Source organism: Roseivirga sp. YIW32, from assembly GCF_057219245.1.
On record NZ_JBXVVG010000002.1, the window covers coordinates 1,096,973 to 1,119,778 of the forward strand.

The 22,806-nt window shown below is 43.6% G+C and carries 23 protein-coding genes and 1 tRNA gene; 15 read left to right on the top strand and 9 right to left on the bottom strand.

Annotated features, from left to right (window positions below):
• Positions 1-6 precede the first annotated feature (6 nt).
• The 10 genes from AC2D6U_RS13635 to AC2D6U_RS13680 all read left to right on the top strand — a co-directional run bounded on the left by AC2D6U_RS13635 (position 7) and on the right by AC2D6U_RS13680 (position 11,240).
• A tRNA-Lys gene (locus tag AC2D6U_RS13635) sits at positions 7-79 on the top strand.
• A gap of 174 nt (positions 80-253) precedes the next feature.
• Entirely contained in the window at positions 254-1,063 is an 810-nt protein-coding gene (gene murI, locus AC2D6U_RS13640) for a glutamate racemase (protein WP_484721541.1), read from the top strand.
• Positions 1,064-1,144: 81 nt separating this feature from the next.
• Complete coding sequence (locus tag AC2D6U_RS13645; RefSeq protein ID WP_484721542.1) at positions 1,145-2,242, top strand: complex I subunit 1/NuoH family protein; 1,098 nt, start codon at positions 1,145-1,147, stop codon at positions 2,240-2,242.
• Positions 2,239-3,180 (top strand): 4Fe-4S dicluster domain-containing protein, encoded by a 942-nt coding sequence (locus AC2D6U_RS13650; protein WP_484721543.1) that lies wholly within the window; start codon positions 2,239-2,241, stop codon positions 3,178-3,180. Before AC2D6U_RS13645 ends, AC2D6U_RS13650 begins: the two co-directional genes overlap by 4 nt.
• Positions 3,181-3,705, top strand: a complete 525-nt coding sequence (locus AC2D6U_RS13655) for an NADH-quinone oxidoreductase subunit J family protein (RefSeq protein ID WP_484721544.1) — start codon at positions 3,181-3,183, stop codon at positions 3,703-3,705.
• Positions 3,695-3,997, top strand: a complete 303-nt coding sequence (gene nuoK / locus AC2D6U_RS13660; protein ID WP_484721545.1) for an NADH-quinone oxidoreductase subunit NuoK — start codon at positions 3,695-3,697, stop codon at positions 3,995-3,997. Before AC2D6U_RS13655 ends, nuoK begins: the two co-directional genes overlap by 11 nt.
• Positions 3,994-6,129 (top strand): NADH-quinone oxidoreductase subunit L, encoded by a 2,136-nt coding sequence (gene nuoL / locus AC2D6U_RS13665; RefSeq protein WP_484721546.1) that lies wholly within the window; start codon positions 3,994-3,996, stop codon positions 6,127-6,129. The genes nuoK and nuoL overlap by 4 nt, the downstream gene beginning before the upstream one ends.
• A 1-nt stretch (position 6,130) precedes the next feature.
• On the top strand, positions 6,131-7,843 hold the full coding sequence (locus AC2D6U_RS13670; protein ID WP_484721547.1) for a complex I subunit 4 family protein: 1,713 nt from the start codon (positions 6,131-6,133) through the stop codon (positions 7,841-7,843).
• Positions 7,840-9,345, top strand: a complete 1,506-nt coding sequence (locus AC2D6U_RS13675; protein WP_484721548.1) for an NADH-quinone oxidoreductase subunit N — start codon at positions 7,840-7,842, stop codon at positions 9,343-9,345. The genes AC2D6U_RS13670 and AC2D6U_RS13675 overlap by 4 nt, the downstream gene beginning before the upstream one ends.
• An 8-nt stretch (positions 9,346-9,353) precedes the next feature.
• The gene (locus tag AC2D6U_RS13680; protein WP_484721549.1) at positions 9,354-11,240 is read left to right on the top strand and encodes an amidophosphoribosyltransferase; all 1,887 of its coding nucleotides are present in this window, start codon (positions 9,354-9,356) and stop codon (positions 11,238-11,240) included.
• A 175-nt stretch (positions 11,241-11,415) separates the two neighbouring features.
• Here AC2D6U_RS13680 and AC2D6U_RS13685 read toward each other — a convergent pair whose 3' ends face one another.
• Positions 11,416-11,742: a HesB/IscA family protein gene (locus tag AC2D6U_RS13685; protein ID WP_484721550.1), complete on the bottom strand. Its 327-nt coding sequence runs from the start codon at positions 11,740-11,742 to the stop codon at positions 11,416-11,418.
• The gene (locus tag AC2D6U_RS13690) at positions 11,742-12,158 is read right to left on the bottom strand and encodes a hypothetical protein (RefSeq protein WP_484721551.1); all 417 of its coding nucleotides are present in this window, start codon (positions 12,156-12,158) and stop codon (positions 11,742-11,744) included. Before AC2D6U_RS13690 ends, AC2D6U_RS13685 begins: the two co-directional genes overlap by 1 nt.
• A 102-nt stretch (positions 12,159-12,260) precedes the next feature.
• Between AC2D6U_RS13690 and mce the strand changes: the two genes are divergently transcribed.
• Together mce and thiL are read left to right on the top strand one after the other, a co-directional pair.
• The gene (gene mce, locus AC2D6U_RS13695; RefSeq protein WP_484721552.1) at positions 12,261-12,662 is read left to right on the top strand and encodes a methylmalonyl-CoA epimerase; all 402 of its coding nucleotides are present in this window, start codon (positions 12,261-12,263) and stop codon (positions 12,660-12,662) included.
• A 77-nt stretch (positions 12,663-12,739) separates the two neighbouring features.
• Positions 12,740-13,783, top strand: coding sequence for a thiamine-phosphate kinase (gene thiL / locus AC2D6U_RS13700; protein WP_484721553.1), 1,044 nt, complete (start codon positions 12,740-12,742; stop codon positions 13,781-13,783).
• Here the strand turns inward: thiL and AC2D6U_RS13705 are convergent.
• Positions 13,766-14,566 (bottom strand): J domain-containing protein, encoded by an 801-nt coding sequence (locus tag AC2D6U_RS13705; RefSeq protein ID WP_484721554.1) that lies wholly within the window; start codon positions 14,564-14,566, stop codon positions 13,766-13,768. The genes thiL and AC2D6U_RS13705 overlap by 18 nt on opposite strands.
• Before the next feature lie 33 nt (positions 14,567-14,599).
• Here AC2D6U_RS13705 and AC2D6U_RS13710 point away from each other — a divergent pair, with 33 nt between their 5' ends.
• Entirely contained in the window at positions 14,600-15,439 is an 840-nt protein-coding gene (locus AC2D6U_RS13710; RefSeq protein ID WP_484721555.1) for an aminotransferase class IV, read from the top strand.
• Here AC2D6U_RS13710 and AC2D6U_RS13715 read toward each other — a convergent pair.
• Together AC2D6U_RS13715 and AC2D6U_RS13720 are read right to left on the bottom strand one after the other, a co-directional pair.
• Positions 15,411-15,749 (bottom strand): hypothetical protein, encoded by a 339-nt coding sequence (locus tag AC2D6U_RS13715; protein ID WP_484721556.1) that lies wholly within the window; start codon positions 15,747-15,749, stop codon positions 15,411-15,413. The genes AC2D6U_RS13710 and AC2D6U_RS13715 overlap by 29 nt on opposite strands.
• A gap of 26 nt (positions 15,750-15,775) precedes the next feature.
• Positions 15,776-16,141: a hypothetical protein gene (locus AC2D6U_RS13720; protein WP_484721557.1), complete on the bottom strand. Its 366-nt coding sequence runs from the start codon at positions 16,139-16,141 to the stop codon at positions 15,776-15,778.
• A gap of 56 nt (positions 16,142-16,197) precedes the next feature.
• Here AC2D6U_RS13720 and AC2D6U_RS13725 point away from each other — a divergent pair, with 56 nt between their 5' ends.
• Positions 16,198-16,902, top strand: a complete 705-nt coding sequence (locus AC2D6U_RS13725) for a hypothetical protein (protein WP_484721558.1) — start codon at positions 16,198-16,200, stop codon at positions 16,900-16,902.
• Between the two features lies 1 nt (position 16,903).
• Here the strand turns inward: AC2D6U_RS13725 and AC2D6U_RS13730 are convergent, their stop codons facing one another.
• From AC2D6U_RS13730 to fabG, 4 genes are all read right to left on the bottom strand, one after another.
• Positions 16,904-17,317, bottom strand: coding sequence for a DoxX family protein (locus AC2D6U_RS13730; protein ID WP_484721559.1), 414 nt, complete (start codon positions 17,315-17,317; stop codon positions 16,904-16,906).
• A 40-nt stretch (positions 17,318-17,357) separates the two neighbouring features.
• Positions 17,358-18,167: a tetratricopeptide repeat protein gene (locus tag AC2D6U_RS13735; RefSeq protein ID WP_484721560.1), complete on the bottom strand. Its 810-nt coding sequence runs from the start codon at positions 18,165-18,167 to the stop codon at positions 17,358-17,360.
• Between the two features lie 52 nt (positions 18,168-18,219).
• Positions 18,220-20,298 (bottom strand): hypothetical protein, encoded by a 2,079-nt coding sequence (locus tag AC2D6U_RS13740; protein WP_484721561.1) that lies wholly within the window; start codon positions 20,296-20,298, stop codon positions 18,220-18,222.
• 98 nt (positions 20,299-20,396) lie between these two features.
• Positions 20,397-21,143: a 3-oxoacyl-[acyl-carrier-protein] reductase gene (fabG, locus tag AC2D6U_RS13745; RefSeq protein ID WP_484721562.1), complete on the bottom strand. Its 747-nt coding sequence runs from the start codon at positions 21,141-21,143 to the stop codon at positions 20,397-20,399.
• A gap of 157 nt (positions 21,144-21,300) precedes the next feature.
• On the opposite strand from fabG, the gene lpdA reads away from it, so the two are divergent.
• Complete coding sequence (gene lpdA, locus AC2D6U_RS13750) at positions 21,301-22,695, top strand: dihydrolipoyl dehydrogenase (protein ID WP_484721563.1); 1,395 nt, start codon at positions 21,301-21,303, stop codon at positions 22,693-22,695.
• The last annotated feature ends 111 nt before the right edge of the window (positions 22,696-22,806 follow it).

Sequence of the window (22,806 nt, forward strand, 5' to 3'; positions counted from 1 at the left end):
TTTCTTGATCTGGTAGCTCAGTTGGTAGAGCATCTCCCTTTTAAGGAGAGGGTCCTGGGTTCGAGCCCCAGCCAGATCACATCTTAAGGCTTCACAATGTGTGAAGCCTTTTTTGTTGTTGCAATATAGCGACGACAAATGGCTAGAAGCATACCATTCACATCAATTAACAAATAGGATGTGTCGGTGAAGTTTCTCCTCGCACGCATCATTATTTCACTTGATTTCCGTTAATTGGCTGAAGAAATAGTTCATGAACGGAGATCAACGACCAATTGGTGTTTTCGATAGTGGAATGGGTGGCCTAACCGTGGCCCATGCCATCAGTAAGGTGCTGCCAGAGGAGCAGCTTGTGTACTTTGGAGATTCCGCCCATTTGCCTTACGGCGATAAATCTGCCGCCACGATCCAAGCCTATTCCATTAAAATTTGTGATGTGCTCTTGCAAAAGGGCTGTAAACTCATTTTGATTGCCTGCAACTCGGCTTCAGCAGCGGCTTTCGAACTCATCAAAGCCTATGTTGGTACCAGAGCTGAAGTCATGAATGTCATCGATCCAGTCATCACGCATACGGTTGAGCACTACTCGGGAAAAAAAGTAGGATTGATTGGTACGAAGCAAACGGTAGGTTCCAGTGTGTACGATTATCAGTTGAGCCTAAAAGATCCAAGTATTGATTTTGGGGGATTGGCTACCCCACTGTTGGTGCCAATGATCGAAGAGCATTTTTATAGCAATCAGATCTCTGAGGCCATCATCAATGAATACCTTTCCAATCAATTACTGAAAGAAATTGATGCACTGATTTTAGGATGTACGCACTATCCACTGATTAAAAATGAAATAGACAACTACTATCAAGGAAGTGTTGATGTGATCGACTCCTCTATGATCGTCGCCAATGCACTCAAGACCTTTTTAAATGAAAAGAACATGAGGGCCGAGAAACGAACACAAGCCAATGAATTCTTGGTTTCTGACATTACCCCGTCTTTTGAAAAAGCTGCAGAAATGTTCTTTCACGCTAAGGTGCCTTTGACAAAACATATGCTTTGGGAATAAGTTAGGTCTTCGACTGATTCAATTCGCATAGCTATTGATTAAATTAGTCGTTTCTTTGCACAGCATAAGCGACAAACTAACGTGAGCGCATTTTTATTTTTTCTAACCTTTCTGTTGACCTACACTGTCTTTGCGGTCTATGCTGAACGTAAAATTTCGGCATTCATTCAAGATCGCTATGGGCCAATGGAGACGGGTTATTACGGCTTGCTCCAGACCATAGCTGATTTGTTGAAGCTTCTTCAAAAAGAAGACATTGTTCCGTTTAAGGCAGACAGGCACATCTTTAAGCCAGCACCACTCATCATTTTCACAGCAGTTTTCGCCGGCTTTGCGGTTTTGCCTTTAACCGCTGATTTTATGGGGTCTGGCACTGAATTGGGGGTGTTTTATTTGTTGGCGATCGTGAGTTTAGATGTCTTGGGAATTATGTTGGCTGGCTGGGGCTCGAATAGTAAATATGCACTCTTTGGGGCTATGCGCTCCATTGCGCAGATCATTTCCTATGAAATTCCGCTGGGACTAACGGTCCTTTGCGTGGTGATGGTGTCACAGACCTTGAGTCTTCAAGAAATTGTCTTTCAACAAGGGGTCTTATGGCCGTCAATAGCACCGGAGGCCACAAATTTTCTTTTTGGCATAAAGGCATTGGGAGTTGAAACAACTCAAATTGGAGGCGTTTTGACCTGGAACATCCTCCGAGCGCCTGTATTGCTGCCTGCCTTTCTTATCTTTTACATCGCTGCTCTGGCAGAGGCGAATCGGGCACCCTTTGATATTCCTGAGGCAGAATCAGAATTAGTGGCAGGATTTCATGTGGAGTATTCCGGTTTTCGTTGGGCCATGATCATGCTATCAGAATATGGCATGATGCTATTGGTCTCATTTCTGATGGCGATATTATTTTTGGGTGGATGGAATACGCCTTTGCCCAATATAGGATCGGTTGCCCTTGCCGACTGGACTACGGGCAGTCCGGGCTCACTATCAGGTCATCTTTGGGGAGCTTTTTGGATGATTTCAAAAGCGCTGATGCTCGTAGCTTCACAGATCTGGGTGCGTTGGACCTACCCTCGCTTACGATTGGACCAACTAATGAATCTGAGTTGGAAATACTTGACGCCAGCGTCAATACTTTTGGTATTATTGTCTGCGCTGTATAGACTGCTGATGATATGATGGAATATTTCAGAAATATCGCCATTGCTTCAAAGACCTTGAAAAAAGGACTTGACCTCACGCTAAGACATTTAAAAGATGCAACAAGTCAGCGAGACCCCTTATCGCCTAACGAAGAGAATTACTTTGAAAAGCAGAATGCCATTTTCACGGTACAATACCCTAAGGAGGTGCTTCCTGTCCCTACCGTCGGTCGATACAAACTCCACAATGAAATTGAGGACTGTATCGTATGCGATAAATGTGCTAAGATTTGTCCGGTCGATTGCATTGATATTGAACCGGTCAGAGCGACCGAGGAATTTGGAAAGACATCCGATGGTACGGCTAAGCGCATTTATGCCGCTAAGTTCGATATCGACATGGCCAAGTGCTGCTTCTGCGGCCTGTGTACAACGGTTTGTCCGACGGAGTGCCTGACCATGACCGATGAATATGACTTTAGTACCTTCGATATCAAAGAGCATAATTTTGAATTCGGTAACATGACGCCTATCGAGATCCTTCAAAAGAAGGAGGAGCTGGCAGCTTTTCAAAAGAAGAAGGAAGAAGCCATTTCGGCCAAGTCTACTGGGGTTGTGAAGCCTAAAGTTCCAGGTGCCAAACCAGCTATCCAACCGAAGGCTACAAGCACGGCAAAACCTATGGTCAAGCCTCGTGTACCTGGCGGGTCGAAAAAAGAAGAGGTGAGTGATCAGCAACCCAAGGTTAGCTTTAGGCCTAAAATGCAGGTTAAAAAACCAGTGATCAAGCCTAAGGTTACTACCGATAAGTCAGAGGAAAAGTCGGATGAAGAGCCAACTAATCAACTAAAGCTGAATAAAACCGATACAGTTCAAGGGAAAGGCCAAGAAGAAAAGAAGGAAGCACCACCCAAAAGTGCGCGTCCGAAAATTCCAATGAAGCCCAAAATTCCACCTAAAAAGAAGGAAGACTAGATGGACGTTTCACTGATCTTATTTTATGTCTTTGGAGTGCTTACGGCGCTATGTGCGCTTTTTGTGGCGGTTACCCGTAACATCATTTATGCGGCATTTGCTTTGATCATGTGTTTATTCTTTCTCGCTGGAGTTTATATTTTTTTAGGAGCAACATTCATTGCCATTGTACAGATTCTCGTGTACTTGGGAGGGATACTGGTTTTGCTATTATTCGGTGTTTTGCTCACCAATAGATTGAAGGGCGAGAAGCTCGTCAGCGCCACACGTTCAAAGTTTTTTGGTTCCGTACTGGCCTTAGCTGTTTTTTTAGTCTTGATCAAAGGTGTGCTGAGTGCAAATTTTGTCGAATCTGCATGGATGCAACAAGAACAGTCCGCCACCACTAGCCTCAAAGCATTTGGTTTGAATCTAATGACAGAGTATGTATTGGCCTTTGAGTTGATCGGTTTGCTCTTGTTGATTGCTTTGATTGGGGCTGTCTACATTGCTGGAAATAGAAAGGAGGTAAGCAATGCCAATTAACTTCTTGCTCTTTTTGGGTGCGATCCTCTTCTGCTGTGGCTTGTACATAGTGGTTGCCAAGAAAAACGTTATCATGGTGCTCATCGGCATTGAACTGATGTTAAACGCGGCAAATCTTAATCTAGTCACCTTCAGTGCTTTCGATGCTGGCGAATTGCAAGGGCAAGTGTTCAGCCTCTTTGTGATAACTGTTGCCGCTGCTGAAGCTGCAGTCGGATTGGCCTTGGTAGTGAAGGTTTATCAATACTTCAAGTCAAGTGATTTATCAGACATAAGTGATTTAAAAGGGTGATCGATCTGAAGGACATATTGACACTCCAAACCGGACCAGATTTTCATTGGTTGCTCGTATTGCTGGCTTTGCCCTTCATCAGCTTTCTTTTCAGTGGGTACTTTGGCAAAAGAGGGCCTATTGTTGCGACGTTGCTTGTTGGATTGAATTTGCTTTTGTCGATTTACCTCACCGTCCTTCATCTCAATGACGGCTATCAAATATTTCGTGGGGAATGGTTTCGAATAGGCGATTATCAATTCACCTACAGTCTGATCATTGATGAGTTGATGCTGCTGATGTCCATTGTGGTGAATTTCATTTCCTTATTAGTTCATGTATTCTCCCTAGAGTACATGCGGCATGATGGACGCATCGCAACCTACTTTAGGTACTTGGGCTTGTTCACGTTCTCGATGATGGGAATTGTGTTGTTCTATGACTTACTGATCATTTTTATTTTCTGGGAATTGGTGGGTCTTTCTTCTTATCTTCTCATTGGTTTCTGGTTTAAAAAGCGTGCGGCATCAGTAGCCGCCAATAAGGCATTCATCATCAACCGAATTGGCGATGTGGGATTCATTACCGGTATCATGATCCTTTTTACTCAATTTGGTTCTTTGGATCTCGAAGCAGTCAAATCATTGATGATGTTGAGCGAAATTGAAGGTGATCAATGGGTCATCAGCTTTCTAAATGCAGGAGAACAGATCTACCATAACTTGGACGGTCGGTGGTTGAGTGCTGCGGGGATCGCTTTGTTTTGTGGTGCTGTGGGAAAATCAGCACAGTTTCCTTTGCAAGTATGGTTGCCTGACGCCATGGAGGGGCCTACTCCTGTATCGGCTTTGATCCATGCGGCAACCATGGTCGCGGCAGGCGTTTACCTGCTGGCACGAATTTTTGTGATCCTCGATGCACAAGCCCTTGAAGTCGTTGCCATTGTCGGTGCGATCACCGCATTCATGGCCGCGATCGCTGCCTTATCTCAGTTTGATATTAAAAAAGTGCTGGCATACAGTACGGTTTCGCAATTGGGATACATGGTCATGGCAATGGGTGTAGGAGCCTATTCAGCAAGTATATTTCACTTGTTGACTCATGCTTTTTTTAAGGCGGGCCTTTTTCTTTCTGCAGGAATCATTATCCATCAATTGCATAAGCTTGAAAATGAGGAGATCAAGTTCGACACCCAAGACATGCGCGTGATGGGAGGATTAAGAGAGTACATGCCGAAGACATTCTTCCTGTTTTTGATCTGTTCACTATCCTTGATCGGCCTGCCCGGTTTTGCGGGCTTCTTGTCGAAAGATGAGATCTTATTGAACCTATCGGTATGGACCGATAACAAGGGAGGAGGGTTTTATATTCCAGAAGTATTGGCTTTTGCAACAGTGGTTTTTACCGCATTTTATACCCTGCGAATGATCCTGCTTGTTTTCTTTGGAGCGTTTAGACTCCCAACAATTCTACCCGATGTTCAACTGAAGTTGAGACCAAAAGATGGTAATGCCTTGTTGATTGTGCCGGTGCTAGTTCTTGCCTTGTTATCCACGAGTCTTTGGCTAGGGATCACCCTGGATGGGAGAGCTACTTGGTTGGCTCAGCTCATCGAAACACCGATTTACCTGGTTCCTGTGAGTTATGCAGCACAAAGTTTAGTGGAAATTCCTGAGGAACTTTTTCATGATATGCATAGCATTGTGATGATTGTCTCGCTGCTTCTGGCGACTGCAGGAATGCTCATGGGGTATTTTGCTTTTAGACCTGGTGCCAAAATGCAACAGCGTTTTGTTGAACGAAGAGAACCCGCAGGGCCTTTGGCTCAGATCTCGTTTTATCATTGGTACCAGGATGCCTTATACAATAAAATCATCTTGCCTTTTCTGTTGATCAGCGCGAATTGTTTGGCTTGGTTTGACGAGCAGATACTTGACCGAATAGTTGTGGGCTTTGCAAAAGCGCAAGTGGTCTTTGCTCAGGTTGTTCGTTGGTTCGATGCGTACATCGTAGACGGGTTGGTTCATTTTAGTTCCAATTCGATTGGCAGAATGGGAATGCTGACCAAATCCATGCAAACGGGAAAGGTGCAGTCGTTTATTGTGCTTAGTTTTGTTTTTGTTCTATTAATATTGTTGTTGCTCATTTTCTGATATGGCCAACCTGCTATCCTATATTGTTTTTGTTCCTTTGCTTGCGGCGGCCCTTGTCGCAGTTTTGCCGAAAAAATTTGCCTCGACATACAAGTGGATCGCTTTAGGCGCAATGCTGATCTCACTCGGTTTAAGCCTGTTGCTTACCTTCTCTTTTGAGCGGGCAACTTCCGGAGCCATCAGCGAAGAGTCGCACCTTCAGTTTGTAGAAAAAGCAGACTGGTTTTCCTTCTCATTGGGCTCCTTTGGGGAGGTGTCTGTCGATTATTTCCTAGGTGTTGACGGCATTAACGTCAGTTTGATTCTCTTAGCCGCCATTGTTCTGTTCATTGGAGTGATCTCTTCCTGGAAGATGCATAAGCAACTGAAAGGATATTTTGGGCTTTATTTGCTGCTGTCTTCTTCGGTATTGGGTTGTTTTTTGGCGCTCGATTTCTTTCTCTTTTACCTATTCTTTGAATTCATGCTCTTACCGATGTATTTCCTCATCGGAATTTGGGGAGGACCAAGAAAGGAGTATGCCTCCATCAAATTTTTCCTTTACACCTTAGTGGGTTCAATTTTTATTCTGATCGTCATGATCGGACTGTACAATTCTGTCTTCGATCCACTGAAAACAGCAGAGCGAATGGAGATGGATACCATGAATCTACCGGAAGTGGTCATTATCGATCAAGTTCAGGAGATGGTGAAAAATGGTGAGGTCGAACAGGGTGATCTTGTCAAGTCATTTAACATGATCTACATGGCCGATGAAAGAAACTATGTACCGGGGTCATTTTTGGAGGTTTCAGGAATTGCAAAAGTTTTTAATCAACCTGCCCGATGGATCGCTTTTCTGGCACTTCTGATTGGTTTTGCGATTAAACTACCGGCCTTCCCTTTTCATACGTGGTTGCCGGATGCGCACGTGGAGGCACCTACACCTATATCGGTGGTGCTGGCGGGAATTTTATTGAAAATAGGCGGTTATGGCATTATCCGGACAGCCTATGCCATGTTCCCTGATGCGGCCTTTCATTACGCCTGGCTCATCGGCTTTTTCGGCATGTTCTCAATTCTTTACGGGGCAATGAATGCATTGGCTCAGAAGGACCTGAAAAAGCTCATCGCCTACAGTTCGGTTTCTCACATGGGATTTGTCTTGCTAGGCCTGGCATCCATGACAGTCGAAGGAGTATCAGGCGCGATCTATCAGATGTTTTCCCACGGATTGATTTCTGCTATGTTGTTTCTAATTGCCGGGGTCTTGTATGATAGAACACATGATCGATTGATAGAAAATTACGGCGGTCTCGCGATTCGACTTCCGCAATACACAGTGTTTACCGCAATAGCCTTTTTTGCTTCTTTAGGCTTACCTGGATTTTCAGGGTTTATCGCAGAAGTAACCGTATTCATCGGTGCATTTAAATCGGATATGGTTAATGGTGCTATTCCTTTTTGGATGCCAATTGTAGCGGCTATTGGACTGATTTTAGCTGCCGGATATTATCTCTGGACCTTGCAACGGATGTTCTTTGGTGATTTTTGGATCAAAGACAAGAATTGGCTGGATAGGTTGACTGATCTGAATGCAAGAGAATATGCGATGTTCATTCCTTTAGTGATCCTCATTGTCCTCTTTGGTATTTATCCGGCTGCACTTTTCGACATGATGAATGAATCAGTGATGGCTTTTGTCGAACACATTAGCCCGGGGGCAGGAAGATGAGCATTGGCTTGTTACAAAGTGGTGGACTAACCGATTGGCTGAATCAGATCATCAACAGCACGAGGTGGTTGATGCCTGAACTAATTGTCACCTCCACCTTGATCCTCTTGATCTGCTTTGATTTGCTCTTGAACAAGCAAAAAAGAATAGCACTAGCACTTATAGGATTCATAGGATTGGGCTGCACCTTCTTTGCGCTCTTGGAGCAGTGGGAAGTGGTTGAAACGATGACCTTTTTCAACCGAATGCTAAAGCTTTCCAATCTGTCTGTCTTACTAAAAATGTTGTTCACCTTGGCTGCTGTATTGGTGCTTGTCCTCATGAACCTGCAACAAGCAGAGGAAAGGCAGTTGAGTACACGTTCAAGCGAGCAGTATGTCATGCTATTGACCATGCTCGTTGGGTCTTTTCTGATGACAATGACGATGAACTTACTGTTGATCTATATTGCCATAGAGTTAGTGTCCATTGCCTCGTACATCATTACTACCCTTCATCCGAATAAGGATAGATCAGAAGCTGCACTTAAGTATTTGATCTTTGGGGCAGTAGCCTCTGCATTGATGCTCTACGGAATGAGCTGGCTTTACGGCTTTACCGGGACCTTACAATTGGATTCAGACAGTTTTTATGCTGGATTGATCACGGCTGATCCTTTTGCTTTGGGAATTGCACTCTTGCTGACCTTAAGTGGTGTCCTTTTCAAATTAGGAGCTTTTCCAATGCACTTGTGGTCTCCCGATGTGTACCAGGCGGCCCCAACTCCTATTGTTGCTTTTTTCTCGGTTGTCCCAAAATTAGCCGCTTTGACTATTATGCTAAGGTTGGTGGTCTATGTAGGTGATTTATGGGATTGGACCTTGACACTAGGTGTTTTAGCCATCGCTTCGATGCTGGTCGGAAATCTATCTGCGCTTTGGCAGCAGGACGCAAAAAGGATGTTGGCCTTTTCTTCTATTGCACATGCTGGTTTCTTGCTTATGGGGCTAGCAGTGCAATCAGAAACGGGTAATCAAGCATTTCTCTTTTATGGGTTGATCTATGCCATCATGAATTTTGCTGCCTTTACCTTGATCTTACTCTTTGAGCGACTAACGGGCACGTCTACCATGAGTGAATGGAAAGGATTGGGAAAAGCCTTTGCACTGCCTTCCATTTTACTGTTGGTCACTATGGTGTCCTTGACCGGACTTCCACCAACAGCCGGCTTTAATGCCAAGCTATACCTCTTTTCAGCACTATGGGAAGGTTATTTGAGCACAAACTCAAGTCTAATGTTATGGCTATTCATCATAGGTCTTTTCAATACCGTGATCTCACTGTTTTACTACTTGAAAATTCCCTACCTCTTATTTTTCAAGAGTACTTCAAGCCTGACGACCAATAAAGTGTCAGCACCACTTGGTATTATGGGCACTCTTTTGGTGCTGCCATTGTTACTTTTATTCTTTAGGTCTGATTGGTTTGTTGACCTAATGAATACTATTAATTTTACATTTTAGATCTTGACATGAGCGAGCCTATCAAACATGAATGTGGAATAGCCCATATTCGCCTCAGAAAGCCTCTTCAGTACTATATTGACAAATATGGTACACACAAGTATGCGGTAAGTAAGCTTTACATGATGATGCAAAAGCAATCGAACCGAGGGCAAGATGGCGTAGGGGTAGCCAATATCAAGATCGGCGTGCCGCCAGGCAAGCGATACATCAGTCGTTACCGCACGATCAACTCTAATCCCGTCGATGAGATTTTTGGGAAGATTGCCAGAAAGTATGCCAAGGCCAGAAAGAAAGAAGGCTTTGATGCCAATGATGCAGATTGGTTAAAGAATAATATTGGGTTTTCAGGCGAAGCATGGTTGGGCCATTTGCGCTACGGTACACATGGAAAGAATTCGATCGAAAGTTGTCACCCCTTTTTGAGACAAAACAACTGGAGAAGCCGCAACCTAGTGATGGCGGGCAATTTCAACATGACCAATGTTGATGAGCTATTTGATGTGCTTATCGGATTAGGTCAGCACCCAAAGGAGAAAACCGATACCGTAACGGTCATGGAAAAGATCGGTCACTTTTTGGATGAGGAAAACCAACGCATTTTCGATAAGTACAAGAACAAGCTGGAAAATGCCGAAGTTACAGAGAAGATAGAAACAGAAATGGATATTCAGCGTATCCTCAAAAGGTCGTTCAAAGACTTTGACGGAGGATATGCGATGGTGGGTCTTTTGGGCCATGGAGCTTCTTTTGTCGTACGAGATCCGAATGGCATTCGACCGGCATTCAAATACATTGATGACGAAGTAGTGGTCGTTGCCTCAGAAAAACAAGCGATCAAAGCGGCCTTTAATGTGAAGTATAACGAGATCTCTGAGATTGAAAGAGGGCACGCCTTGATCATTGAACGAGATGGTGCTTTCTCTGAGGTCCCCGTCATTAAGCAAAAGGAATTAACCGCCTGTTCATTTGAGCGCATCTATTTTTCAAGAGGCAATGATCCTGAAATTTACCAAGAGCGCAAAATGCTGGGAAAACTCTTGGTTCCACAAATCTTAAAGGCCATCAACTTTGACTTGAAGAATACGGTCTTTTCATATATCCCTAATTCAGCGGAGGTTTCTTTTTTAGGGATGATGCAGGGGCTGGATGAGTACCTCACCAAAAAGCAAAAAGAGATCATTATTGATGGTAAGCCCTCATTGGATGACATCGATAACTTGTTAAGCTTTCGACCTAGGGTAGAAAAGCTGGTGATCAAAGACGCCAAGCTTCGCACCTTCATTGCCGATGATAATAGCCGTGATGACTTGGTTGCCAATGTGTATGACACCACCTATGAGGTCATCAGAAAGGGAATCGATACCTTGGTTGTTATTGATGATTCCATTGTTCGTGGAACTACTTTAGAAAAGAGCATTTTAAAAATGCTTGACAAACTAGAGCCCAAAAAGATTGTAGTGGTATCTTCTGCACCCCAGATCCGATACCCCGATTGTTATGGAATCGATATGTCCAAGATCAAAGAATTCGTTGCTTTCCGAGCAATGCAGGCCCTTTTGAAAGAACGGCTGATCGAAAACAAAATGGATGAGGCTTACCATAAGGTCTTAGCGAATATTGATAGCAAAAAGCAGTCTAACTTTGTACAGGAGTTGTATGATCAGTTTACTGATGATGAACTCTCGGCGAAGATCACAGAGATTGTAAGACCCAGCGACTTAAAGGCAGAGTTAGAAGTGATTTACCAGACAGTTGATAACTTGCACAAAGCTTGTCCAAATAACCTAGGCGATTGGTACTTCACCGGAAATTACCCCACGCCTGGGGGAATGCGGGTTGTCAATAAAGCCTTCATGAACTTCATGGAAGGGAAAGAAGTTCGCGCCTATTAGAGCCTAGACTTGATACTTCATAGAGGGGAAAATCTATTGTAAGACAAATCTAATTTTCCTCTGATTTTAGCAGGATTGAATGATAGATAAGAACTTGGCCGATCATTGATCGGCCTTTTTGCACAATAAAAAAGCCGCTCATTGAGCGGCTCACTTAAAAACTCATTAGTTAAGATTAAACGGAGAAGCTTTCTCCGCATCCACAAGTTCTGTTTGCGTTTGGATTAATGAACTGAAAGCCTTTACCGTTCAATCCATCTGAAAAATCCAGTGTGGTGCCCAACAAGTAAAGTAAGCTTTTACGGTCTACCAATACCTTAATGCCTTTGTCTTCAAAAATTTGGTCTTTCTCATTGATTTCAGCATCAAACTCCAGATCATACATCAAACCTGAGCAGCCACCTCCTTGCACAGCCACTCGAATGTTATGGTTATCGGTTTTCCCTTCTTTGGCTCTCAGCTCTACGATCTTCTCTCTCGCTGTTTCTGTTACATTGATCATTATGCTACTGGGTTAAGTACTACACTAAATATGGTAATGGTGTTGATGTCTCTGCCATAATAAAGCTTATCAAGGGCATCATACATGTTGGTGGCGGTGAAATATGAAGTATGCAATTCCGTTTCGTCCTTGGCAATCCACTGAATGGTGTAGCTGTTGAACTTGTCCTTGTAAGATTTTACATGGTCAAGCATCTTACTCAGTGCATCCACTTTGTCAATCCCTAGTTCTGAATGGAACAAGAAGGATTGGTTGTGCCTCGGATTGATGGTGATCAGGTCTAGCTTGATCTTACCATCTATCGTCTGAAACTCAAAGCTCAATTCACTTCCTTGAATCCCCAAATGAGCTTCAATTTTCTTCTGGAGCTTTACGCTTTCAACGTGAATGTCACTTCCTGTGCCTGTCATATTCATGTTGTGCCTTTATCGCCTATACAGCTGACATTAAACAGGTTTTGAAACCAATAAGTTCATTACCTTGGCACAAAGATAATAGATGAAATTTAATTGAATACCATGAGGAAGATTGAGCACATCGGCATAGCTGTTAAATCATTGGAGTCTTCAAATGAGTTGTTCGCCAAACTTTTCGGTGAACCTCATTATAAAGTAGAGGAAGTGGCTTCTGAGGGCGTCAGCACAAGCTTTTTTAAAGTAGGCCCAAATAAGATCGAGCTTTTAGAAGCGACCAATCCCCATAGTCCGATCGCAAAATTTATTGAAAAAAGAGGCGAAGGAATTCACCATATCGCTTATGACGTTGAGGATATTCACACAGAAATGAAGCGACTGGAAGAGGAAGGATTCACTTTATTGAATAAGGAACCCAAGAGGGGTGCCGATAACAAACTGGTCTGCTTCCTTCATCCAAAAACCACTAACGGCGTATTGATCGAACTTTGTCAGGAGGCCGTTTAGGCCTGGCGTCTAACAAGCTAGCTTGCTAATCGTGAGATTGGCATTAATCCTTACCTTTGTGGCAGAATTGGAAAAGCATGACTGAAAAGCGCACGGAATTGGCTTCATTAGGAGAGTTTGGCTTGATCGACCGACTGGCTGAAGGGGTAGAACTCAAGAATCAAACCACAATAAAGGGTATTGGAGACGATGCCGCAGTAATTAAGACTTCCGAGAAGGGTTTGGGACTACTTTCCGCAGATATGTTGTTGGAAGGTGTTCACTTTGATCTATCGTATGCTCCTCTTCCTCATTTAGGCTACAAGGCAGTAGCAGTAAACGTATCCGATATTGCGGCAATGAACGGAGTCCCGGAGCAGATCACCATCTCGTTGGGCTTAAGCAATCGGTTCTCTGTAGAGGCCGTAGAAGCTTTATACAAAGGCATTCATGCTGCAGCAAAAGATTTTGATGTCGATATCGTCGGAGGCGATACGACTGCATCAACTGCGGGTTTGATCATTTCCGTTTCAGTATTTGGTTCAGTTCAAGAAGAGTCCATAGCCTATCGCAAAGGGTCGGCTCACAACGATATCCTTTGCGCTACTGGGGACTTGGGTGCTGCTTTTGTCGGATTGCAAGTGTTGGAACGAGAAAAGCAAACCTTTTTGGCCAACCCTAACATGCAGCCTCAACTTGATAAATATCAATACATTGTTCAGCGTCAATTGAAGCCGAAAGCGAGGATGGACATTATTCACGAACTGAAAACACTAGGTATTGTGCCTTCGGCAATGATCGATATTTCAGATGGTCTGGCGTCAGAATGCCTACACCTTTCTCATCATTCAGGAGTAGGCTTCGCTATTTATGAAGACAAGCTACCCATTGATAAACAAACCTTTGATACCGCTGTAGAATTCAATATCGACCCGATCACTGCAGTTTTGAATGGTGGTGAAGATTACGAATTGCTTTTTACCATCAGCCAAAAAGACCACGATAAACTGGAGAAACATCCCGATATCCATTTCATAGGCCACGCGCAAAAGTTGGAAAAGGGAAATTTCTTGGTAACGAAAAATCAGAATGCAGTTCCCCTAAAAGCGCAAGGCTGGGATCATCTATCCAATCAGCAATAGCACTACAATGGCAAGGCTGAAAAAGGTACTGATGATGGCCGCATTAAATTTACGTTCAGCACTTAGCGTGGGAAATAATCCCGTACTCGCAGCCAGAAAAGTCACGATCACAAAAAGATAGGTGACCCACACAAAACGTTGATTTCGGATGTAATCGCTTTGCTTTGAAAGTCGAAAGGACAGATTCCCATAAATCAGACTCTTTTCTAGCTCAGCAAATGCTGGGGGGCGGTCAAGCTGCTGTAAATCCGAACCGGAAACTTCGAGTAATCCAATATCTGTAGAAAGCAGGTATTTATCGACATCGTAAAGGTCGCCGGTGACCATTATTTTCTGTTGGATCGAATTGACAGCATACGTGCCAATAGGCCGACTGACAAAGAAGTCTAGGATAAGTGTAAGCGCGAAGCACATCATCAAGATGTTCAGAACAGTTGCTGTCTTTTCTGTCGCTTGATAGTTGGTCGGCGGATACTGAGGGGTTCTGGGTTGGAATCTAAAATCATCAGTACCCTCAGCTTGCCGTCGCCTCAATATTTCACGCAGCTTTTCTTGGCTTAAGGCGATTTCTACTTGCCTTAGGTGCTCATCATACGCCATCCGCTTTTGTCTTTCAATGAGTACCACATAAGCGTCGTTGATCCTGTGAAAAGCTGCTTCCGCTTGTGATGATGGGTTCACATCGGGATGAAGGTCTTTGGCTAAATTCCGATAGGCTCTCTTGATTTCAGCTGTAGTTGCGTTTTTTTCGACGCCCAGTATGTGGTAAAAGTCTTTCGACATATCTTTGAACAGCGCTTACGATTTGCTAAAACTATGGAAGCCTTACAGTATTACAACGGGAAGTACCTTAAAAAGAATGAAATTTCCATTTCTCCAGATGATGTAGGCTTTTCGAGAGGCTATGCGGTCTTTGAATACTTTCGTGTCGAGCATAATACGCCACTATTCATCGAAGATCACTTGGATCGGTTGTGGGCATCGGCGCAGGCATTTCAACTGGAGATTCCTGAAACGAGGCAAGGGATTAAGAACATCGTTTCGACATTGATCGAAAAAAATCAACTGGGGATCAGCGCAATGAAGCTGATGGTGACAGGAGGAGTTTCACCAAATGGGTTTTCTCCAGGCGAACCCACTTTTTTGATGATGCACCTTCCTTTCGTTCAACCTGACGCACGCCTTTATACTGATGGGGCTTCGTTGATGACGCATGCATACCACAGAGATCTGCCTCAGGTAAAGTCAGTGGCCTATGCCCAAGCCTTGGCCCTGGAAAAAGAATGGAAGCTGAAGGGACATGTAGATGTATTGTATTTCCAAAATGAATGGATATCGGAAGTGTCAAGAAGCAATGTCTTTGTCGTAAAATCAGGTCGAATTAAGACCAACAAGCAAGATGTTCTGGCTGGCGTGACTCAAAAAAATGTCATGCTTGCGGTGCGGAATACTTTCCCTCTTGATATCGGAAACATCAAACTGCAAGACGTATTGGACGCGGATGAACTCTTCATTACGAGCACAACCAAAAGAGTTTTACCGATCACGCGAGTAGACGAACATTCAATAGGAACAGGAAGGCCCGGCGAAATCACGAAGGAAGTGAGCAGGCTGTTTGAGGAGCAGGTTAAAAAGCAATGGGCTGAGTCGCTTTAGTAGCACGTATTTCAAAGCCAATGATGTCAAGTAACACATCGCTGACGGTTATGGGTAGGCGTTTTTCAAGCTTTTTGTATCGATAGTTCAAGACTTGTCCATTTTCGGCTTGATAGGCGATTCTACCGGCTTGTTGATCATGTTGGTAAAATCTCACCTCATAGATGGTCTTTTCAATTCCATCAGTATACGAGTTGTTGATCTTCCAGCTAATGTCTGTCCCCATGTTGGTCAATTTATCCAGCATGTTCTTGACAATCTCCTGATTTTCCTCCATTCTATTGGTCTTTGTTAGCGGTTCCCTGCGCATATGAGAACGCGTAAATGGTCCAATAGTTATTCTTCTTCAGGGTACGGAACAAAAAGAAAATTGGTAAAGTCAGGTTCTACCACAAATAAGCAGCAGAATTCATCGGGATTTTTATAGGCATTTTTGAAGGCTTCCACATCGTCGATGAGTTTTCGCTGGATGAATTCATCAATGTAGGTGATGTAATAGTTCCAGTCGATGGCCATTTCTTCTTTTTTGATCAATTGCTGACCAATAGGAATATCCGTTTTAGCAATAGGAAAAATAGGAAAATCTGAAAAGCCTCTTTTTTTGACCTGATAGGCTGCTTCTTTAAGGGTGTCTGCTACCAAAACAAAGTCTTTGGTGATGGTCCCTAAATATTTACCATTTAATTCCGGGTCGTTTTCCATACTGCAAATTTAAAAGATTGGAGAATTTTGAATCCCCTTATGCCTTATATTTAATCATGAGAAATGAAAAGAAGAGACAGAAGTTTGTTTATTTCTTTGCCGAGTTGGTCATTCTAATAGTTGGTATTTCTGCTTCATTTTTGCTCAATGAATACCGTATCGGTCAAAAAGAACGGGTAATGGAACAAGAGATGTTAGTCAACTTCCAAAAGAATTTGGTGGTTGATAGCATGAGATTAAGTTCAAATATTGCTGTCTTAGAAAAACAACTTGAGTTTGCTGAGAAGCTATTAACAAGCGAAAAGGGGGTGTATAGTGACTCATTGTTTATCCACACCGTGTCGTTGCTGAACTATGCTCCTTTTTCGTCCAATGATCTTACCTACCAGCAAATGGAAAGCACAGGAACCTCAAACTTGATCAGGAATGAAGACCTCATGAATAAACTCGTGGGTTTGTATGAAAATGGATTTGAGACGGTCGTGCTTTGGAGCAACATAGACGGCGACCATGTAAAGGGGCGGGTGATTCCCTTTGTTGAAGATAATTTTCCATTTGTTAAAGGGCTGAATTATCCCTCAGCTGATGCATCGACAAAAAGATCTTTTGTCAAGGCCGTTCAATCAGATAAGTTCATGCACCTGATTCAATTTGGACAATCATATAAGGCGAGCACCTTGGCTGTTTTCAAAGAAGCGCTCTACGATCTTAGGGAAGTGTTGGCGCTTCTTGATAGTGAAATTGAATCTATTGCCGACTAGCCTATTTAGAGAACAATCGTTGATCTAATGAGAATTTGCCGGGTCCTGTAAACAGGATGCTCAGATAACCGATCAAATAGAGGACTGACTTTTCTTGAGAACTAAATGGATCATCTCCATGCTGAATCTGCCAAGCGACCAGCATGGTGATGACTAAAGGGACAACAGCATAACGTGTTGTTAAACCAAGCATCAGCAGAATCGAGCAAAAGAATTCAGCAAAAGTTGCCATCGTCAGGGATGCTTCAACACCCAAGCCCAATGGATCGCTAAAGCGCCATTCACCGTTGATAATACGCATAAGCTTAGGATACCCATGGGTTAACATAGCGGCGCTCAAGAGAACGCGAAGAATCAACAGACCCAGACTGAGGCTTGTTGATGGATTTCCGGTGTGGAGTAATTTTTTAAGCATGACCGAATTACATTTCGTATGAATTAAAGTGCTACGTTGATTAGTTGCAATACTCTTTTATGTAGTCGGTGGCTAAGGGATCTAAAAAAGTTGCGCCCATCTGAAAATCTTCACAGGCCGATCGCAAGGTGTTGCTGTTGTAGTTGATCTTCGCCATGCCTCGCCGTGTATAGGCTTCACCATATTCTGGATTTTTATCTAAAGCATTATTAAAGGACTCAATGGCGGCAGAATAATGCTCGTAGACAAAGAAAACCATGGCTTTGTTGAAATGGGCAACAGGAAGTTCAGGGTCGATGGCCAATGCTTGATCGAAGTCTTCAATTCCCATTGGCCCTAGTCCACCTCTGGCATAAGCAGCTCCGCGGCTGATCAAGGCTTCCACATTTTTAGGATCTTTCCGTATCACTCTGGATAGGTCGAAAATGGCATCTTGGTTTTTACCCTCCTTCACAAATGCACGACCTCTCAGGGTTAAGGCATCTACATTGTCCTCGTCTGCCTCGATAAGTACGTTCATATCACCAATGACAGCTGTATAGTTTTCCAATTCAAAATTACATCGAGCCCTGCCTAACATTGCCTTAAAGGTATTCCAACGTAAAAGCACCAACTGATTGTAATCGTCATAAGCTTCTTGGTAGTGCTCTAAGGCTTCATGCGCCTTTGCTCGGTTGAATAGGGCAAAATAATCATCCGTGTCTATCTGGATCACTCGACTATAATCAGTTATCGCTGATTCGAAATCCCCATTTAGAAAATGATCATCTGCCTCTTCTCTGACGGCTTCCATGTCACAAGAGAAAATGAGGAGGGTGGTGAGCGCTAAGAACCAACTAAATCTCGGCATTGATCAAATAAACTAACTTATTAGTTTTATTTAAAGAAAAACGACTAAAATCTTAGTAATGCCCTTGATATTTTCGAGTAAACCACTCAAAAGAGAGCAATAGGGCCAGAATGAAAAGCCATAGGGGGTTGTTGATGAGTGGGTCAAGACGTTGTGAAGACCTGGTGATTGGTTTCGGGTTTAGCTCGTTTACATCTGAAATTAGTTGTTCGAGCTGGGCGAGTTGGTAAAATGTGCCTCCCGAGTTTTGTGCGATGTTCCGTAGCAATTGATGATCTGCTGTCAAATCAATGTCTTCCAATGCAAGCTGTTCAACGGTAAAGCTGCCTCTACTTATTTCCAGCTGACCATTCAGTCGTGTACTAGCTTCATACGAATAAACACCGGGCTTGAGGCCTCGAATAGTGAACTCATTACTTGGTGTATTGACATAATTATACTCTTCTACTTCATTTTGCTCATTCCGAAGTTTTAAGGAGATGGTGTAGTCATAAACTGGTTCGTAAAGTTCATTATACACATTGGTGACGAATTCGATCGCTTCAGAGTTAGTGAAACGCTCTTTGATTGAGTTGACCTCGAAATTAGTTTTGTTCTCTGTGGTGGCCAAGAATTGAATGAGTTTGCCAAATAATTCATCAAATAAGGCTGAATTTGTATAGAGCGCATTTTCTTGAAGTCGCCATTTCCAAAAACCGGAACCTGAAAAAACAGCAGATTTTCTTTCCCCATCATTGAGAACCGACAATAGGGGCCTATTGGTTTGTGCATTTCCAATGCGCTGATACAAAAGTACGATAGCATTATTTTTAAGTTCAAAACTGCCATAGGGTACAGTGAGCGGAGGATATTCATTCAATCTAGAGAGCAGGTTTTCTTCGATGTTGAAAAGATCAAACGAAGGCGAATAATTAGCCGAGACTTGATCAGTTTGTCCGAGGTTGCGGTAGTTCAGCACCGGGTTTCGTTGATTGATATTGTCAAGCTCTTGTGTGCCGGTGATGAAGAAAGTATTGCTGTCATCAATCCAGTGATCAATGGCTTCGGGAAGCGCATTGAAACCTGGAAGTTCGTGATAAATGACCAAGTCAAAAGGGCCCTCTGGAAAATCCTGGGTGACAGACTGAAGCCACACAGAAACCTCGGTGCCTTCTTTGGCTTCAATTATTGAGCGTAGCGCTTTAATGTCGGGATGAGGTGCAGCGGCTGCGATTAGGATCTTTTGCTCGCTATCAATGACCTCTACAAAGAGGGTTCTGGTGTTGTTGACGTAGGTGCTTTCATCCGCTTGAGGCATCAACTTTACTTGATAGCTTCTGATCCCTACTTCACCAGCATCCAATAGAAATTCTACAGAATTGATCTGTTGGTCTCCTGTGGGACGATACGCTTTTTTCTCGATTACCTTTCCGCCACTGATGATCTCAACGGTGAGCGATTGATTCACAAATCCGTTGTTGTAAAGGTCTACGACCAAGGGGAATCGCTTGCCTTGATAGACCACCTTGTTCGCATTCACACGTTTTATGCTTAGGTCTTTTGCCGGAATGGTATCTCCTAAACCTACCGTATATATGGCTTGGGTAGATGTGAAAAACTGAGGAGATGTACCATAGTTGTTGATGCCGTCAGAAAGCAGTACCGTGGCCGCTAAATTCTGCTGTTCAAAATCTTTAGAGATGTCTTGAAGCACCCGGTTCAGGTCAGTACTTTGTGCATCAAATCTAAGGGCCTCAGCTGAATTGAGGTAGGAGGTTAAATCGCGCAATTGAACATTGAGGCCATTTCTGGACATTCCTTGCTGCAGTGTTTCAAGCAGACGCAGCAGATCAGTGGAATCATTGTTAGCTGCAATAGAGGCAGAATTGTCCATGACGATCACTGCTATTGGGGCTTCCTCTTCAAATGAGAGTTGATTGAGTAGTGGCCCTACGATCAAAAAGGCTAAAAAACTAACCGTTAGAAATCGGGCACTAGCAAGCAGCCAATTGACTTTTTTCGACCAAGGACTTTCTTTCTTGTAAAGTAAAGCGGAATAAAGGACGCCTAGAAAAAGGCAAAGAGGAATGAACCACGGAGAAAATTCCGTTTTCAGGGTTGTTATGGCAAGTGAAAGTTGGATCGAATTCAATTTTTATGGATAGTGTTCGGTCAACGTATAATAACGGTTAAAAACGAGATTTGGTCATTGACCGAAGCACTTTTTACCAATGGTTTGATGAGCGGAAATTAGGTGAGCATTCCACCATCAACTAATAAGGTTTGACCGGTCACATAGGCGGACATGTCTGAGGCTAAAAACACACAAGCATTGGCCACATCTTCCGGAGTGCCCCCTCTTTTTAATGGAATGCCATCTCTCCAGCCTTGAACGGTTTTTTCATCAAGGGTATCCGTCATTTCGGTTTCAATGAAGCCTGGTGCTACGGCATTCGATCGAATTCCACGCGAACCCAATTCTAAGGCCACAGATTTTGTGAACCCAATGATTCCCGCTTTGGATGCAGCATAATTGGCTTGTCCCGCATTTCCTTTAACACCGACAACAGAGGTGATGTTGATGATGGAACCGGCGCGCTGCTTCATCATGGTTCTTGTGGCGGCTTTTACCGTATTGAAGCAAGACTTCAAGTTGACGTTGATCACCTCGTCCCAGCTTTCTTCATTCATGCGCATCAATAAGTTGTCTCTCGTGATGCCCGCATTATTGACGATCACATCGAGGCTTCCAAATTCAGCAACAACTGCATTGACCAATTCTTCCGCTGCGGCAAAATCCGCTGCATTGGAGCGATAGCCCTTGACCTTTGTGCCGTGTACCGAAAGCTCACCCTCAAGTGCTTCGCCTTTCTCTACACTGGATAAATAGGTGAAAGCCACATTTGCACCTTCTTTTGCGAAACTGGTTGCAATGGCTTTTCCAATACCTTTTGATGCTCCAGTGATCAATGCCGTTTTTCCATTCAATAAACCCATATATGCTATTCGTTAATGTACTTCTCTTGAAATTTCCGTTACGTTTTAATAATGGGTCAAATTAAGTGAAAAGCATTAACTAGTCCAATTCTACTATTTTTTTAAGAATGCTTTTGGATTAACTTTGCGACTCTCAAAAACAGATAATAATAGCATTATGGCATCTAAATACGACCTTATTGTAATTGGTAGTGGACCCGGCGGTTACGTAGCAGCAATTCGTGCTTCACAATTGGGCATGAAAGTAGGAGTGGTTGAGCGCTCTGAACTTGGCGGTATTTGTTTGAACTGGGGTTGTATACCCACCAAAGCTCTTTTGAAAAGTGCACAAGTCTTTGAATACGTGAAACATGCTGCCGATTATGGGGTGAGCGTGAAGGATGCTGCGGTTGACTTTTCCGGAATGGTAAAGAGGAGTAGAGACGTTGCCGGCGGAATGAGTAAAGGAATTCAGTTTCTTTTCAAGAAGAATAAGATCGATCATATTGAAGGTTTTGGGAAACTGAAGGCAGGAAAAAAAGTAGAAGTGACCGCTGAAGATGGTACTAAAACCGATTATAGTGCGGATCACATCATCGTGGCTACCGGAGGCCGTTCACGAGAATTACCGGCTTTGCCCATAGATAACGAGAAGATCATCGGCTATCGTAAAGCCATGGTCATGGACAAGCAGCCAAAATCAATGGTGATCGTAGGTTCTGGTGCTATCGGGGTAGAATTTGCCTATTTCTACAATAGCATCGGTACAGAAGTTACGATCGTCGAATACATGGATAGAATTGTGCCTGTGGAGGACGAGGAAGTTTCTAAGCAATTGGAACGCATCTATAAAAAAGCGGGCATGAAGATCATGACAAATGCTGAAGTGACCGCTGTGGATACCAAAGGCAAAGGATGTAAGGTAACGGTCAAAACGAAAAAGGGAGATGAAACCCTGTCCTGCGACGTGGTGCTTTCAGCAGTCGGTGTTGCAACCAATTTAGAAGGTATTGGACTAGAAGATGTAGGCGTTGCCACCGACAAGGGAAAAGTCATTGTGGATGACTACTACAAAACAAATATTCCTGGAGTCTATGCCATTGGTGATATTGTTCACGGTCCTGCTCTGGCTCACGTTGCCTCAGCAGAGGGCATAATCTGTGTGGAGAAGATCGCTGGGCAGCATACAGAACCACTAGACTATAATAACATTCCGGGGTGTACCTATTGTCAGCCAGAAATCGCCTCAGTGGGGTACACCGAGAAGGCAGCGAAAGAAGCTGGCTATGAGGTGAAAGTAGGTAAATTCCCATTCTCAGCCTCTGGTAAGGCCAAAGCCGGCGGTGTGAGCGATGGCTTTGTGAAGGTGATTTTTGATGCGAAATACGGTGAATGGTTAGGTGCTCACATGATTGGGGCCAATGTCACAGAGATGATCGCTGAAGTAGTGGCGGCAAGAAAGCTGGAGACCACGAGTCACGAAATCATCAAGACGGTTCACCCACATCCAACGATGTCGGAAGCCGTTATGGAAGCAGCAGCAGCAGCCTATGACGAAGTGATACATCTTTAGAGACTAGTCAGAGGGCTTGCACATTAGCTTAACAACCCACCATATGAACGAAGAACTCCTTGTCTCAAAGCTTAAGGCCAAGGACAAGGAGGCATAGGCTTATTTATATGA